The organism is Mongoliimonas terrestris, assembly GCF_001927285.1.
Taxonomy (GTDB): Bacteria; Pseudomonadota; Alphaproteobacteria; order Rhizobiales; family Pleomorphomonadaceae; genus Chthonobacter; species Chthonobacter terrestris.
Genome location: NZ_MSIG01000007.1, coordinates 71,309 through 85,312 on the forward strand (window position 1 = coordinate 71,309; position 14,004 = coordinate 85,312).

The 14,004-nt window shown below is 72.6% G+C and carries 12 protein-coding genes; 10 read left to right on the top strand and 2 right to left on the bottom strand.

Going from position 1 to position 14,004, the window contains the following annotated elements; genetic code table 11:
- Positions 1-57 precede the first annotated feature (57 nt).
- The 3 genes from BUQ68_RS11995 (at position 58) to BUQ68_RS12005 (ending at position 4,118) form a co-directional block, all read left to right on the top strand.
- Complete coding sequence (locus BUQ68_RS11995) at positions 58-1,803, top strand: response regulator (RefSeq protein WP_245293238.1); 1,746 nt, start codon at positions 58-60, stop codon at positions 1,801-1,803.
- Positions 1,800-3,704, top strand: coding sequence for a response regulator (locus BUQ68_RS12000; RefSeq protein ID WP_075216214.1), 1,905 nt, complete (start codon positions 1,800-1,802; stop codon positions 3,702-3,704). Before BUQ68_RS11995 ends, BUQ68_RS12000 begins: the two co-directional genes overlap by 4 nt.
- Before the next feature lie 177 nt (positions 3,705-3,881).
- Positions 3,882-4,118 (top strand): hypothetical protein, encoded by a 237-nt coding sequence (locus tag BUQ68_RS12005; protein ID WP_075216215.1) that lies wholly within the window; start codon positions 3,882-3,884, stop codon positions 4,116-4,118.
- Between the two features lie 54 nt (positions 4,119-4,172).
- On the opposite strand, the gene BUQ68_RS12010 is transcribed toward BUQ68_RS12005, so the two are convergent.
- Complete coding sequence (locus BUQ68_RS12010; protein ID WP_175577802.1) at positions 4,173-4,643, bottom strand: response regulator; 471 nt, start codon at positions 4,641-4,643, stop codon at positions 4,173-4,175.
- 299 nt (positions 4,644-4,942) lie between these two features.
- Between BUQ68_RS12010 and BUQ68_RS12015 the strand changes: the two genes are divergently transcribed.
- The 5 genes from BUQ68_RS12015 to BUQ68_RS12035 all read left to right on the top strand — a co-directional run bounded on the left by BUQ68_RS12015 (position 4,943) and on the right by BUQ68_RS12035 (position 11,068).
- Positions 4,943-5,431 (top strand): YciE/YciF ferroxidase family protein, encoded by a 489-nt coding sequence (locus BUQ68_RS12015; protein ID WP_075216217.1) that lies wholly within the window; start codon positions 4,943-4,945, stop codon positions 5,429-5,431.
- A 229-nt stretch (positions 5,432-5,660) separates the two neighbouring features.
- Positions 5,661-8,000, top strand: coding sequence for a 4-alpha-glucanotransferase (gene malQ, locus BUQ68_RS12020; RefSeq protein WP_075216218.1), 2,340 nt, complete (start codon positions 5,661-5,663; stop codon positions 7,998-8,000).
- Positions 7,997-9,064: a type III polyketide synthase gene (locus BUQ68_RS12025; RefSeq protein ID WP_075216219.1), complete on the top strand. Its 1,068-nt coding sequence runs from the start codon at positions 7,997-7,999 to the stop codon at positions 9,062-9,064. The genes malQ and BUQ68_RS12025 overlap by 4 nt, the downstream gene beginning before the upstream one ends.
- 28 nt (positions 9,065-9,092) lie before the next feature.
- Positions 9,093-9,818 carry a methyltransferase domain-containing protein gene (locus tag BUQ68_RS12030; protein WP_245293231.1) on the top strand — a complete coding sequence of 242 codons (726 nt, stop codon included), beginning with the start codon at positions 9,093-9,095 and terminating at the stop codon, positions 9,816-9,818.
- Positions 9,815-11,068, top strand: coding sequence for an NAD(P)/FAD-dependent oxidoreductase (locus BUQ68_RS12035; RefSeq protein WP_075216220.1), 1,254 nt, complete (start codon positions 9,815-9,817; stop codon positions 11,066-11,068). Before BUQ68_RS12030 ends, BUQ68_RS12035 begins: the two co-directional genes overlap by 4 nt.
- Here BUQ68_RS12035 and BUQ68_RS12040 read toward each other — a convergent pair.
- Positions 11,043-11,810, bottom strand: a complete 768-nt coding sequence (locus BUQ68_RS12040; RefSeq protein WP_075216221.1) for an SDR family NAD(P)-dependent oxidoreductase — start codon at positions 11,808-11,810, stop codon at positions 11,043-11,045. The genes BUQ68_RS12035 and BUQ68_RS12040 overlap by 26 nt on opposite strands.
- Positions 11,811-12,004: 194 nt before the next feature.
- Between BUQ68_RS12040 and BUQ68_RS12045 the strand changes: the two genes are divergently transcribed.
- Entirely contained in the window at positions 12,005-12,823 is an 819-nt protein-coding gene (locus tag BUQ68_RS12045) for a DeoR/GlpR family DNA-binding transcription regulator (protein ID WP_075216222.1), read from the top strand.
- Positions 12,824-12,910: 87 nt separating this feature from the next.
- Positions 12,911-13,615 carry an exopolysaccharide biosynthesis protein gene (locus BUQ68_RS12050; protein ID WP_245293232.1) on the top strand — a complete coding sequence of 235 codons (705 nt, stop codon included), beginning with the start codon at positions 12,911-12,913 and terminating at the stop codon, positions 13,613-13,615.
- Positions 13,616-14,004 lie beyond the last annotated feature (389 nt).

Below are 14,004 nucleotides of genomic sequence, written 5' to 3' on the forward strand. Positions count from 1 at the left end.
CCCGGTCCCGCCCCCGACGCGCACCCCGAGGCCCCGCTCCGCCCCGACCGCATCCTCGTGGTGGAGGACAGCCCCACCCAGGCGCTGAAGCTCCGCCACGTCCTGGAGAAGGCCGGCTACGCGGTCGAGTGGGCCAACTCGGCGGAGGCCGCCTTCGACGTCCTCAACGAGCGCACCCCCGACCTCGTCATCGCCGACTTCCATCTGCCCGGCATGAACGGCGACGGCCTCGCCCGCCAGATCCGCATGAACGTGCAGACCCGCACCTTGCCGGTGCTGATGCTGACGGAGGCGTCCGAGCGCGAGGTGGAGCGGCACGGCCTGGAGAGCGGCGCCGACGCCTATGTGCCGAAGTCGGCGCCCGACAGCCTGCTGATCCTGCGCATCCGCGCCCTCGTCCGCCGCCGGCCGGGCGGCGACGAGACGGCCGCCCCGCAGCCGCGCTACTCCACCTTTCGCCGCGCCCGCATCCTGGTGGTGGCCGATCGCGAGACCGGCGGCCGCCTCGACCCGGCGGTCACCCGCGCCCTGATGACCCGCGACGCCTTCACGGTCACCGTGGTGGAGAGCGCGGAGGCGGCGCTCCGCCAGGTCGCCGAGGGGGGCGACGCGGCCGACTGCGTCATCGTCGACCTCGCCGCCCGCCGCTTCGACGGCGCCGCGCTCCTCGCCGACCTCGACCGCCTGCGCGCCCGGGTCGGCGGCGGCCCGAACAGCGGCCCCGACGGCGGCGAGCCCGACCTCATCCTGGTCGGCCTCTACGACGAGGACGCGCTCAACGCCGCCGCCGTCGCCGATCTCTACGCCGCCGGCGCCGACGACATGGTGCCGGCCGCCACCGAGCCGGACATGCTGGACCTGCGGCTCCGGGCGCTGGTCCGGCGCAAGCTCATGCGCGAGGAGAACCGGCGAATCGAGCTCGACCTGCGCGCCCGCGAACTTGCGATCGAGCGGGCCCGCGCGGAAGCCGCCGCCGCCGAGGCGCGGGCGGCCCTTGCCGGCGAGCTGGAGCAGGCCAACCGCGACCTCGCCGACACCAACCGCCGCCTGCAGGAGACCCAGTCGCAGCTGGTCCACGCGGCCAAGATGGCCTCCCTCGGCGAGCTCGTCGCCGGCATCGCCCACGAGATCAACAACCCGCTCGCCTTCGTCCTTGCCCACCACGGCACGGTGGAGCGGGCCGTCCGCGGCCTCGCCGACCGGATGGCGGGCGGCGGGGCGGCGACGGCGGAGAGCGCGGCCAGCGCGGCGGCCGCCAAGGCGCTCGACCGGCTCGCCGCCATGCGGGTCGGCCTCACCCGGATCCAGGATCTCGTCCTCAATCTCCGCAAGTTCTCCCGCCTGGACGAGGCGGACGCCGACACCCTCGACGTGCCGGCCTCCATCGAGACCGTGCTGGCGCTTCTCGCCCACAAGCTCGGCGACGGCATCCAGGTGGTCCGGCGGTTTGAAGCCGAGCCGACGCTCGTCGCCTCGCCGGCGCTCCTCAACCAGGTGGTCATGAACATCATCGGCAACGCGGCCGACGCCATCGGCAACACGGGAACCATTGTCATCGAAACGAGATCGGACGACGAGAGCTACGAGATCGCCATCGAGGACGACGGTCCCGGCGTGCCGGCGGACCTGATGGACCGGATCTTCGAGCCCTTCTTCACCACCAAGCCGGTGGGGTCGGGCACCGGCCTCGGGCTCGCCATCGCCTACGGGGTGGTGCTCGCCCACGACGGCGACATCCGGGTGGAGACCGCGGCCGGCGGCGGAGCGCGCTTCGTGATCCGCATCCCACGGAGGACGACATGATCGACCATGGCCTCAGACCCGCCGCGGCGGGCGCCGGCGCCGGCAGGCCGACGGTGCTGGTCGTCGACGACGAGCCCGACATCCTGACCGCGCTCACCGATCTCCTGGAGGACGATTTCGAGGTGCTGACCGCCGCCTCGGCGGCCATCGGCCTCGACCGGCTGAAGGCCACGCCGGAAGTGTCCGTCATCCTGTCCGACCAGCGCATGCCCGGCATCACCGGCGACGTCTTCCTGGAACGGGCGCGCGCCGTCAGCGACGCGGGCGCCATCCTCCTCACCGGCTACGCCGACCTCGGCGCCGTGGCCTCCGCGGTCAACCGCGGCGGCATCGTCGCCTATGTGGCCAAGCCCTGGGACGCCGCCGCCCTGAAGTCGCTGGTGGGGGCGACCGCCGAGCGGGCGCGGCTTGCCCGCGACCTTGGCGTTGAGCGGGCGCTCGTCCGCGGCCTCCTGGAGAGCGGCACCGACGCCATCTCGTTCAAGGACCGGGACGGCCGCTTCGTGCGCCTCAACGACCGCAAGGCGGCCGCCCTCGGCAGCCCCGTCGAGGGCTGCGAAGGGCAGCGGGAGAGCGCGTTCGGCGCCGACAGCGGCGACGTCGAGGCGGTGGACCGGGCCGTCATGGCGACCGGCCGGCCCGACGAGCGGGTGGAGGAGCGCACCGACGAGAGCGGCCGCCTGCAGGCGATCTCGATCCGGCGCACGCCCATCCCCGGACCGGACGGCGCGCCGGCCTACCTGATGACCACCGAGCGGGACGTCACCGAGACCCGCCAGATGGAGGCCCGCCTCGCCCAGGCGGAGAAGATGCGCGCGCTCGGCACCATGGCGGGCGGCATCGCGCACGACTTCAACAACCTCCTCACCGCCATCATCGGCGGGCTGGAGCTCGCCGAGCGCCGCCTGCCGGGGGGCGACGACCGGCTGCACCGCTACGTGACCGGGGCCCGCGAGGCGGCGGAACGCGGCGCCGTCCTCACCAAGCGCCTGCTCGGCTTCAGCCGGCGCACCGACACCCGGACCGCGGTGGTCGACGTCAACGCCGTCATCGGCCGCATGAACGACCTCCTCACCCACGCCCTCGGCGGCACCGTCACGGTGGAGCGCGCCCTCAAGGCCGCGCCCGCACGGGTGCGGGCCGACCCGGACCAGCTGGAACTCGCCATCCTCAACCTCTGCATCAACGCCCGCGACGCCATGCCGGCCGGCGGCACCGTGCGGGTGACCACGGAGAACCGCACCGTCGTCGCCGGCGACGAGGGCCTCGTGCCGGCCGGCGACTATGTGGCGGTGAGCGTCATCGACACCGGCGAGGGCATGCCGCCGGAGGTGCTGGCGCGGGTGTTCGAGCCCTTCTTCACCACCAAGGACGTGGGCAAGGGCACCGGCCTCGGCCTTTCCATGGTGTACACCTTCGCCAACCAGTCGGACGGCTCGGTCGACATCGACAGCACGGTCGGCGAGGGCACGCGGGTGACCATCCTCTTGCCGGCGGACGCCAGCGAAGCCGGGAGCGTCGGCGAGAGCCGCCGCCCGGTGCCCCGTCCGGCCCGCCGCGCCCACGTGCTGGTGGTGGACGACGATCCGGCCGTCCGCCAGGTGACGGCCGCCTTCATCACCGCCATGGGCCACACCCTCGACGAGGCCGAGGATGGCGTGAGCGCGCTCGCGCTCATCGACGGCGGGCTGAAGCCGGACCTGATGGTGGTGGATTACGCCATGCCGGGCATGACCGGCGTCGATCTCGCCGCGGAGGTGCGCCGCCGCCGGCCGGACACGCCGGTGCTCTTCGTCACCGGCCACGCGGAGGCGGACGCGCTCGCCGCCATGGACCGGTATCTCGCCAAGCCCTTCCGCCAGGACGAACTCGCCGCCTCGATCGCCGATCTCCTGCGCTGAAAAGGGTGGCCGGGCGTTTGGGAACGGAAGACGGACGGGCCGCATTGCCTCTCTGGCGCGAGGCCCCGCATCCAAGGTCCGGCGTCCGGTCCCGTCCAGTCCAAGGGCGCGGCGCACCGGGCCTTAGGGAGAGCCATTCCGCGAGACCGGCGCGAGGAGACCCACGAGGAGACCCGCATGGGCGATCAGACCGAGGACGACACCGCACCGGAGACGTCCGCGCACACCGGCCGTCCGCCACACCCGCAGCCGAGCGGAACCAAGGGCGAAGGAAATGCGGGCAAGGGCGGTTCCGCGCCTCCCGCCGCAGGACCGCACGCCGATCCGGACCTCACGGACGCGGACAAGACCCCCGGCGCCGGCACCTTGCCGCCCGTCGACGGTCCGCCGGACCAGGACAGCAACGCCGGCTGAGGTCCGGGCGGCGATCGTCCTGCCTCGGCCGCGACGCCCCGCCGGCGGCTCGGGTCAGACGTCCGGACGCACCGCCAAGGCCGCGTGCACCCGCGCGGCAAGGTCGCCGTCGCTCACCGGCTTTTCCACGATGCTGCCGGGATGGACGCCGTTCAGCTCCGCCCGGTGGCCGAAGCCGGTCAGGAAGATCACCGGCAGGTCCGGCCGGGTCCGGCCGATCGCCTCGGCGACCGCGATGCCGTTCATGCCCGGCATCTCGAAATCCACGATGAGAAGATCCACGCTCTCGCCCCGGCCCTCGCCGCGACCCATGAGGGCAAGCGCGTCCCGCCCGTTGCCGGCCTCCAGAACGGCGAAGCCGTGGTGCTCCAGCATGGCGGCGGTCACGGTCCGCACCAGGGGGTCGTCGTCGACCACCAGAACCGTGGCCAGCGGCGGGGCCGGGCGCGGCGATCCGCGTTCCGTCACCCCATAGTCCTCCACCGGCCGCCCATTGTCCTGCACAGCCTTGGTGAATGTGTTCACGCGCGAACCCTCCCGGTCGACGACCTCGACCGCCAGCGGCCGATACACCTCGACCCGCTGTCGAACCTGCGAACCGGCGGATTGTTCCACCGGCCGACGACGGCCCGGACGGTTTTCTCGCCGCCGTCGCATCCATGCCCTGGCAAAGCCTCCGCTGACGCCCGGCCGCCCGCCGGGCGGGCGTCCCCGTCGGCGGGTTGCCGGGCGGAACGAACCGGGCGCGCGCGGCATTGAGGCTCGTGACCCCGAGCCGCGTCCGACGGTGTCCCCGACGGTCCCAATGTGCACAGGAGCCTCCGATGGCCGAACAGTCCCTCAAGTCCCTCATGGTCCACACCCTGAAGGACGTCTACTACGCCGAGAACGCCATCCTGAAGCACCTGCCGCAGCTCTCCAAGGCGGCCGGCGACAAGGCCCTCAAGGAGGCCTTCGACGCCCACGCCAAGGAGACCGGCGTGCAGATCAAGCGGCTGGAGAGCGTGTTCGAAATCCTCGGCCTGAAGCCGGAGGGCGTGAAGTGCCACGCCATCGAGGGGCTCGCCAAGGAGGCCGACGAGATCGCCGCCGAGTTCCCGGCGGGCGACGCCCGCGACGCCGGCCTGATCGCGGCCGCCCAGGCGGTGGAGCACTACGAGATCGCCCGCTACGGCGCCCTCCTCGCCTGGGCCCAGCAGCTCGGCGAGGACGACGCGGCCGGGCTCTTCGCCGAGACCCTCGCCGAGGAGGAGGCCACCGACGAACTCCTCTCCGAACTCGCCGAGGACGTGGTCAACCCGAAGGCCGCCTGACCGGCCGCCGCAACCGGTTCAACCGGTGGCGCGCCGCCGGCACAACCGGCCGACGCCGTCGGCACAACCAGCGGTCCGTCACGGACGGTCCGGCCGGCCGCCGACCGGCGTCGGTGACACCGGCGGCGTCGCGATGCCTGCCCCTCTTTTCAGCCGCCCCTTGCCCGGCGGACCATGGGCCGCCGCTCGGGCGGTGATCCATGGTCGGCCCGAGATGGATCGAACCACCATGGCCGATGCCGCCCCCTCGTCCGACGACGGCGAACACCCCGTGCGACCGGGCTCGGCCGCCGAATCCGTGCCGTCGGGCGACAGGCCCGCTACAAGCGGCACGACACCGGCTACAAGTGCCGCCTCGGACGCGACAAGCGACGCTACAGTCGCCCCTGCAGCGGCTACAAACGACGACACGATATCCCCGGATCCGGCCTCCGACGGCGACCCGGCGCTCGCCCGCCTCGCCGCCCTCTACGGCATCGAGCCGAGCTTCACCGACGCCAACGGCACGCCCGTCCGGGCCTCCGACGAGACCCGCCGCGCGCTCCTTGCGGCCATGGGCGCCGACCTCTCCGACCCGGAGGCGGCCGCCCGCGCGCTCGCCGAGACCGCGGCGGATCGGCTGATTTCCCCGGTCCTGGTGCTCCGCCCGGAGGGCGGCCGGATCACCGTTCCGGTCGGCGCGACGGGGTCGGTCCGCTACCGGATCGACCTTGAGAGGGGCGGCACGGTGGAGGCCGAGACGCGCGTGGAAAGCGGCGCGATCCGCCTGGAGGATCCGGGATTCGGCTATCATTCCATCAAGTTGGAGGCCGGCGACGAGATCGGTCGCGCGCTCCTCGTGGTCACCCCCGGCGCCTGCTGGCTGCCCGACGGGGTCACCGACGGTCGCCGGCTCTGGGGCGTCTCGGTGCAGCTCTACCTCCTCCGCTCGGAGGAGAACTGGGGGATCGGCGACTATGGCGACCTCGTCCGCCTGGTCGAGGTGCTCGCCGCCGAAGGCTGCGCCGTCGTCGGCCTCAACCCCTTGCACGCCCAGTTCGTCGACGACCCGGAGCAGGCCTCCCCCTATTCGCCGGCAAGCCGCCTCCTCCTCAACATCCTCAACATCGCCGTCCCCCGCCTGCCCGAAGCCGCCGATCCGGACGTCGCCGCCTGGATCGCCTCGGACGATGTCCAGGCCCGGATCGCGGCCGCCCGCGACGCTGCCCTTGTCGACTACACCCTTGTTGCGGCACTGAAAACCGAAGCGCTCCAGCGCTGCCACCAGGTCTTCCAGGCGCGGGCCGACGCCGCCCGGAGCGCCGCCTTCGAGCGCTTCCGCAGCAACGGCGGCGATCGGTTCGAACTCTCCTGCCTCTTTCTGGCCCTCCGCGACCACTTCGCCCGCACCGCGACCCTGCCCGACTGGCACGACTGGCCCGACGCCTTCAAGGACCCCGCCTCTGATGCCGTGCTCCGCTTTGCCGTGGAGCACCGGGACGCGATTGATTTTGTGGCTTGGTGCCAATGGCTTGCCGACGTCCAGCTGGCCGAGGCGGACGCCGCCGCGCGCGACGGCGGCATGGCGATCGGCCTCTACCGCGACCTCGCGGTCGGCGCTGACCGGGCGGGCGCGGAGACCTGGGCCAACCCGGCCGCGGTGATCGACGGGGTCTCGGTCGGCGCGCCGCCGGACCTCTTCAACCCGGCCGGCCAAAGTTGGGGCCTGCCGCCCTTCCACCCGCGCCAGCTCCGCCAGGAAGGCTACCAGAGCTTCGTCGACCTCATCCGCGCCAACATGCGTCACGCCGGCGGCCTCAGGATCGACCACGTCATGGGCCTGCAGCAGCTCTACTGCATCCCGGCGGGGGCCACGGCCGCCGACGGCGCCTACCTCGCCTACCCGGTGGACGATCTCCTCGGTGTTCTCGCCCTGGAAAGCCTCCGCCACCGCTGCCTCGTGGTCGGCGAGGACCTCGGCACGGTGCCGGAGGGCTTCCGCGAAAAGATGGAGGCCGGTCATGTCCTCTCCTATCGGGTGCTCGCCTTCGAAAAAGACGAGGAAACCGGCGGTTTTGCCGGCACCGACGCCTATCCGGTGCTGTCCGTCGCGGTGGCGGCGAGCCACGACCTTGCCACCCTGAAAGGCTGGTGGCAGGCTCGCGACGTGGCGGCGAAGGACCGGCTCGGCCTCTATGCGGACGAGGCCGAGGCCACCGCCCAGCGGGCGCTTCGCGACCGGGAGCGGCGGGACCTCGCCACGCTCCTCCACCGGGAGAAGCTGCTCGCCACCGAGGGACCGATCCGCGTGGAGAGCTTCGTGGACGCCGCCCACCGGCACCTCGCCCGCACCCGCTCGGCCCTTGCCGTGGTCCAGCTCGACGACATCACCGGCGAGCGCGACCAGGTGAACATCCCGGCGACCGACCGGGAGACGCCGAACTGGCGGCGCAAGTACGGCGCCACCGTGGAAGCGCTCGCCGCCAACGGCGCCTTTGAGAAGATCGGCCGCATCATGGACGAACGGGATGGCCGCGCCGGCGCCGCGGACCGCCGCCCTTCATCGAACGCGCACGCGGAGAGCGAATGACCGACGCCTATCTCAACCGGGTCGGCCATGCGGTCCCGCCCAACGACGTGCACCGCACCTTCATCGACTTCGCCGAGGGGCTGCTGGCCACCAACCGGGACCGGGCGCTGTTCCGCCGGATGGCGGAGCGCGGCCAGATCGAGCACCGCTGGTCGAGCCTGAAACCCCACCCACGCCCCGGCGTCGGCGCGAGCGTGGACGACGGCGGCTTCTACCGGCCGGGCGACTTTCCGAGCACCGGCGCCCGCATGCGGCGCTACGAGGAGGCCGCGCCGGACCTGGCCGAGGCGGCCGTCCGTTCGCTCGACCTCGGCGGGCGGGAGCGGGAGATCTCCCACCTCATCGTCGTCACCTGCACCGGCTTCATGGCCCCCGGTCTCGACCTAAAGCTGGTCGACCGGCTCGGCCTTCGCTCCGACGTGGAGCGCACCATCGTCGGCTTCATGGGCTGCCACGCCGCCATGAACGGCCTCAGGCTCGCCCGCCACATCGTCCGCTCCGAGCCGGAGGCCCGGGTGCTGGTGGTGGCGGTGGAGCTCTGCACGCTCCACCTCCAGGAGACCGCCGACCTGGAACAGGTGCTCTCCTTCCTGGTGTTCGGCGACGGGGCCGCCGCCGCCCTGGTGACGGCGGAGCCGGAGGGCATCGCCCTCGATGTCTTCGCCACCATCCTGGTGTCGGAGGATCCTAGCCTGATCACCTGGTCGGTGCGCGACACCGGCTTCGACATGGTGCTCTCCGGCAAGGTGCCGGGCGTGCTTCGCGGCGCCCTGGAAGGGACTACCGACCGCTTCACGGCGGCGGCCGGCGGCCCGATCGACCTCTGGGCGGTGCACCCGGGCGGCCGCTCGGTGCTCGACGCGGTGGAGGGCGCCTTCCGGCTGCCCGGCCAGGCGCTCGCCGCCTCGCGGGCGGTGCTCCGGGAGTTCGGCAACATGAGTTCGGCCACCATCCTGTTCGTCCTTGCCCGCCTCATGGCGGTCGCCGGGCCCGGGCAGGGTCTCGCCATGGCGTTCGGACCGGGCCTCACCGCCGAGACGCTGATCTTCCGCAAGGTGGCCTGACGCCGGAACGGATGAGGAGGGTGGCGTCATGGCGGCGGTGTTCCGGATGGACAGGCGGGCGGACGGGCCGGAGCTGATGGACAGCGAGACGGTTCCCTATGAGGACTTTCGCGCCTGCCTGAAGGATCTTTCCAGCGTTAACCGGCTGTCGTTCGGCTACCGGCCGACGCTTGCCTTCGTGGAGCGACTGCGCGCGGCGGGCCGTCTGCCGACAGATCGGCCGCTCAGGATCCTCGACGTCGGCAGCGGCTACGGCGACACGCTCCGGGCGATCGCCGCCTGGGCGGTGCGACGGCGGATCCCGGTGGACCTCACCGGCGTCGACCTCAACCCGTGGTCCACCCGCGCGGCGCGCGAGGCCACCCCGGCGGAGATCCCGGCGCGTTTCGTGACGGCGGACGTGTTCGACCATGAGCCGGCCGAGCCGCCGGACCTCGTCATCAGCGCCCTCTTCACCCATCATCTTGCCGAGGCCGACCTCGTCCGCTTCCTCGTCCTCATGGAGGAGAGGGCCGCGCTCGGCTGGTTCGTCAACGACCTCCACCGGGATCCGGTCGCCTACCACGGCTTCGGCGCCATCGCGACGGCGGCCCGCTGGCACCGCTTCGTCCGCCACGACGGGCCGCTCTCCATCGCCCGCGCCTTCCGCCGGTCCGACTGGCTGCGCCTTCTCGGCGAGGCGGGGCTCGGCGCGTCCGGCGCCACGGTGGAAGGCTGGCTGCCCTACCGGCTCTGCGTGGCGCGGGTCAAATGAGGGGCCTCCGCGACCCGGACGTGGTGGTGATCGGCGGCGGCCTTGCGGGCGCCGCGGCGGCGCTCCGGCTCGCCCGGGCGGGCGTGTCCGTCACCGTGATCGAGCGCCAGGCCGGCCCGCATCACAAGGTCTGCGGCGAGTTCCTGAGCGCGGAAGCCCTGGCGGACCTTGAAGACCTCGGCCTCGACGTGGCGGCCCTCGGCGCCGTGCCGCTCGGCGCGGTCGGCTACGCCACCGGCCGGCGGACCGTGGTGGCCCCGCTGCCCTTCCCGGCGGCGAGCCTCTCCCGCCGGCGGCTCGACGCGGCCCTCCTGCAGGCGGCACGGGCGGCGGGCGCCAGGGTGATCGCCGGGCACGGGGTGCGATCGCTCGTCTGGAGCGACGGCAGCGTCGCCGTCCGGCTCGACGACGGGCGGACCCTTTCGGCGCGCGCGGCCTTCGTGGCGACGGGCAAGCACGAACTGCCCGGCCACGCCCGCCCGATCGACCCCGCCGCCGGGCCGGGCGGCGACCTGGTCGGCTTCAAACAGCACTTCGCCGTGGGCTTCGACCGCCCCGGCGGACCGTCGCCGCGCGGCCGCCGGATGGCGGGCGGACCCTACCCGGCGGAGGCGGTCGCCGACGCCGGGGCTTTGCTGCCGGCACGGGTGGACGTGGTGCCCTTCCGGGGCGGCTACGCCGGCCTGCAGCCGGTGGGGGTCGATCGGCTCAACCTCTGCCTGGTGGTGGACCGCACCCGGCTTGCCGCCGCGGGCGGCCGGTTCGAGACCCTGCTGCCGTCGCTCCTTCGCGAAGCCCCGGCCCTTGGCGCCCGGCTCGCCGACGCGGTGCCGCTCCTGGAGCGACCGCTCGCCTGCGCCCGCATTCCCTACGGCTTCGTGCGCACCCGCACCGACGGGCCGGTCTGGTGGCTCGGCGATCAGGCGGCGGTGATCCCGTCCTTTTCCGGCGACGGCATGGCGATCGCGCTTTTCAGCGCCCGGCGGGCGGCGGAAGCCTATCTGGCCGGGCGCCCGGCCGCTGCCTTCCAGGCGGATCTCGCGGCCGAGACGGCGATGCCGGTGCGCCGCGCCGGACGGGTGGCGGCGCTCCTCGGCCGGCCGGCGCTCGCCGCCGCCGCGGGCCTGGTGCTCCGCGCCGCGCCTTTCCTGATGGGGCGGATCGCCCTTGCCACCCGCGTGTCGGACGCCCGGCCGCGCCATCCGATCCCGCCGGCGCCCGTGGTCAGCTCCAGCCGGCATCCACGGTGAACTCCTGGGCGGTGCAGGCCCCCGAGGCGTCGGCGGCGAGGAAGAGCGCGAGGTCTGCCACCTGCTCGGGCGCGATGCGGATCTTCAGGCACTGGCCGGCCAGCATCTCTGCCTCCGCGGCCGGCGTCAGCCAGAGCGCCTTCTGCCGTTCCGTCATCACCCAGCCGGGCAGGAGGGTGTTGACCCGGATGCCGTCGGGGCCGAGGTCGCGGGCAAGGCCGCGGGTCAATCCGTGCACCGCGGCCTTGGCCATGGTGTAGGCCGGCATGCCGCCGTTGCGCAGCTTCCACGAGATGGAGCCGAAGTTGACGATCGATCCGCCGCCGCGCCGCCGCATCATGGGCAGCACCGCCTGGGCGGCGAACAGCATGGGTCTGAGGTTGATGGCCATGCGGTCGTCGTAATAGGCGGGCGTCACCGTCTCCACGCTGTGGCGCTCATCGTTGGCGGCGTTGTTGAGGAGCACGGTCACGTCGCCGTGCGCGGCGCCCGCGGCTGCGACGGCCGCCTGGAGCGCCGGGATGTCGCGGATGTCGCACGGCAGGAAGAGCGGCGCCCGGCCGGTCTCCTCCGCGACGGCGTCGACGAGGGCGCGGCTCTCCGCAGCCGCGATGTCCACGAAGGCCACCCGCGCGCCCTGGGCCGCGAAGGCGCGGGTCAGCGCCGCGCCGATGCCGCTGCCGCCGCCGGTGATGAAAACGGAGCGGTCGGCGAGATCCGGATAGACGGCGCGGGTCGGCATGAATTCGATCTCCAGGGAGCTATGCTTCGTGATCGGACGAAAGCCGCCGCCTGTCCAGGGGGGAGGCGACGGCGGCGACGCCCGGTCCGGCCGACGCTGCGAGCCGGCGGCGAGGGAGATGCGCGGCGCGGGTATTTGCGATAGATTTCGGTGCGCACCCCGATGCGAACCGAACTGGAAGGCCGGCCGAACCCATGCTCCTTGCCCGCCAGCACGCCATCCTGGATCTCGCCAAGCAGATCGGGCGGGTGACGGTGGACGATCTCTCCAGCCGCTTCGACGTGACGCCGCAGACCATCCGCAAGGACCTCAACGAGCTCTGCGAACAGCGCCTGCTCGCCCGCGTCCACGGCGGCGCCATCCTGGCGTCGGGGGTGGAGAACGTCGGCTACGACGCCCGCCGCCAGATCGCCTCGCGGGAGAAGGCCGCCATCGGCCGGGCGGCGGCGGCGATGATCCCGAACGACGCCTCGCTCTTCATCAACATCGGCACCACCACCGAGGCGGTGGCGCAGGCGCTCCTGCAGCACACCGGGCTGATGGTGATCACCAACAACATCAACGTCGCCAATATCATGCGACCCTACCCGAAGATCGAGGTGGTGATCGCCGGCGGCGTGGTGCGGCGGGCCGACGGCGGCATCGTGGGCGAGGCGGCGGTCGATTTCATCCGCCAGTTCAAGGTGGACTTCGCCATCGTGGGCACCTCGGCCATCGACGAGGACGGCTCGCTGCTCGACTACGACTTCCGCGAGGTGAAGGTGGCCCAGGCCATCATGGCCAACGCGCGCCACGTCATTCTGGTCACCGACAGCACCAAGTTCGACCGCACCGCGCCGGTGCGCATCGGAACCGTCGACCAGGTCGACACCTTCGTCACCGACGTCTGCCCGAGCGAGCGGATCCGCCGGCGGCTGGGCGAGGCGGACGTGCGGCTGGTGGAGGCGCTCGGCGGCGAGGATATCGCCGAGCCGGTCGGAGCGGGCGACCCTATCCCGGCGGTCCAGGCTTGACGGATTCAAATTTTTCGGCTCACGAAGTGGTCATGAAGACGCGCTAGTGTACCGCCCTTCACCCGCTGACGGAGCCCTCCGCGCGCCTTGCCGACCGACCGCGACCTCGTCCCGACCGACCCCACCAGCGCCGCGCGGGAAGCCGATGGCATGGATGCGCCCGACCCGGCGCCGCCTGCGGGCCGGCGCGGCCGGCGACGCCTGTCGGAGGTTCTGACGTCCCTTGCGGAGGATCCCCGGCACGAGCGGATCTCCATCGCCATCCTGCTCGAGGGCATGCGCAACCGCGCCTTCGGGGCGCTCCTCATCCTGTTCGCCCTGCCGAACGCCATCCCGACGCCGCCGGGCACGTCCACCATTCTGGGCATCCCGCTCATTCTCCTGGCCGGCCAGCTCGCGCTCGGCTACCGCCGGCCCTGGCTGCCGGCGGTGATCGCCGACCGGTCGATCCCGCGCGACACCTTCGGCGCCATGGTGCGGTCCATGCTGCCCTGGCTGGAGAAGGCCGAGCGGCTGGCGCGGCCGCGGCTCGTGCGCCTGGTGCGCGGCCCGTTCGCCCGGGTGATCGGCGTGCTCTGCTTCATCCTCTCCGTTGTGCTGGTGCTCCCCATCCCGCTCGGGAACATGCTGCCTGCCCTTTCGATCTGCCTCCTCTCGGTGGCGGTCCTGGAGCGGGACGGGCTGACGGCGCTTTTCGGGGTGGCGAGTTCGTCGGTCTCGCTGGCGGTCGTCGGCGGCGTGATCTACGGTCTCGTCAAGGCGGCGCTCTTCGTCGGTGCAGCAATCTCCTGACCGGAAGGCCCGCCGTCGTTCGCAGGCGCGAACGGCTTCCTGCTGATTTTATTGCGGAACCAGCGCGCGGATCGGGCGTTCCGCCGTCATGTCCAATCGGCAATCATCCGCAGGCGCGCACCGCCGCGAGCGCCTGCGCCCTCCCGCTCTGATGCAACGATGCTACGGTGACGCCGCAGCTGCTGCTCGGCTATTCCGTTCCGGCTTGAACTTCATTATGATTTCAAGCGACTACCGTCATCGTTTCGCCGCATCCCAACGGTCTCTTCACTCTCGCGATCCCGGTCCGCCCGTCCCGGTACCCGTCCGCTTGCGGTCAAGCCGCCTTGCGGTTGGTGCGGTGCACGCGGAGGCGGAGGGGTGGTCGCGGGCGGCGGGCTCCGGCGAGG

What these genes read in the sequence shown, in the direction of transcription:
- BUQ68_RS12035 (WP_075216220.1), top strand. Translation starts at nt 9,815, where the DNA reads ATGAGGGGCCTCCGCGACCCGGACGTGGTGGTGATCGGCGGCGGCCTT.
- BUQ68_RS12030 (WP_245293231.1), top strand. Translation starts at nt 9,093, where the DNA reads ATGGCGGCGGTGTTCCGGATGGACAGGCGGGCGGACGGGCCGGAGCTG.
- BUQ68_RS12025 (WP_075216219.1), top strand. Translation starts at nt 7,997, where the DNA reads ATGACCGACGCCTATCTCAACCGGGTCGGCCATGCGGTCCCGCCCAAC.
- BUQ68_RS12005 (WP_075216215.1), top strand. Translation starts at nt 3,882, where the DNA reads ATGGGCGATCAGACCGAGGACGACACCGCACCGGAGACGTCCGCGCAC.
- BUQ68_RS12045 (WP_075216222.1), top strand. Translation starts at nt 12,005, where the DNA reads ATGCTCCTTGCCCGCCAGCACGCCATCCTGGATCTCGCCAAGCAGATC.
- malQ (WP_075216218.1), top strand. Translation starts at nt 5,661, where the DNA reads ATGGCCGATGCCGCCCCCTCGTCCGACGACGGCGAACACCCCGTGCGA.
- BUQ68_RS12000 (WP_075216214.1), top strand. Translation starts at nt 1,800, where the DNA reads ATGATCGACCATGGCCTCAGACCCGCCGCGGCGGGCGCCGGCGCCGGC.
- BUQ68_RS12015 (WP_075216217.1), top strand. Translation starts at nt 4,943, where the DNA reads ATGGCCGAACAGTCCCTCAAGTCCCTCATGGTCCACACCCTGAAGGAC.
- BUQ68_RS12040 (WP_075216221.1), bottom strand. Translation starts at nt 11,810, where the DNA reads ATGCCGACCCGCGCCGTCTATCCGGATCTCGCCGACCGCTCCGTTTTC.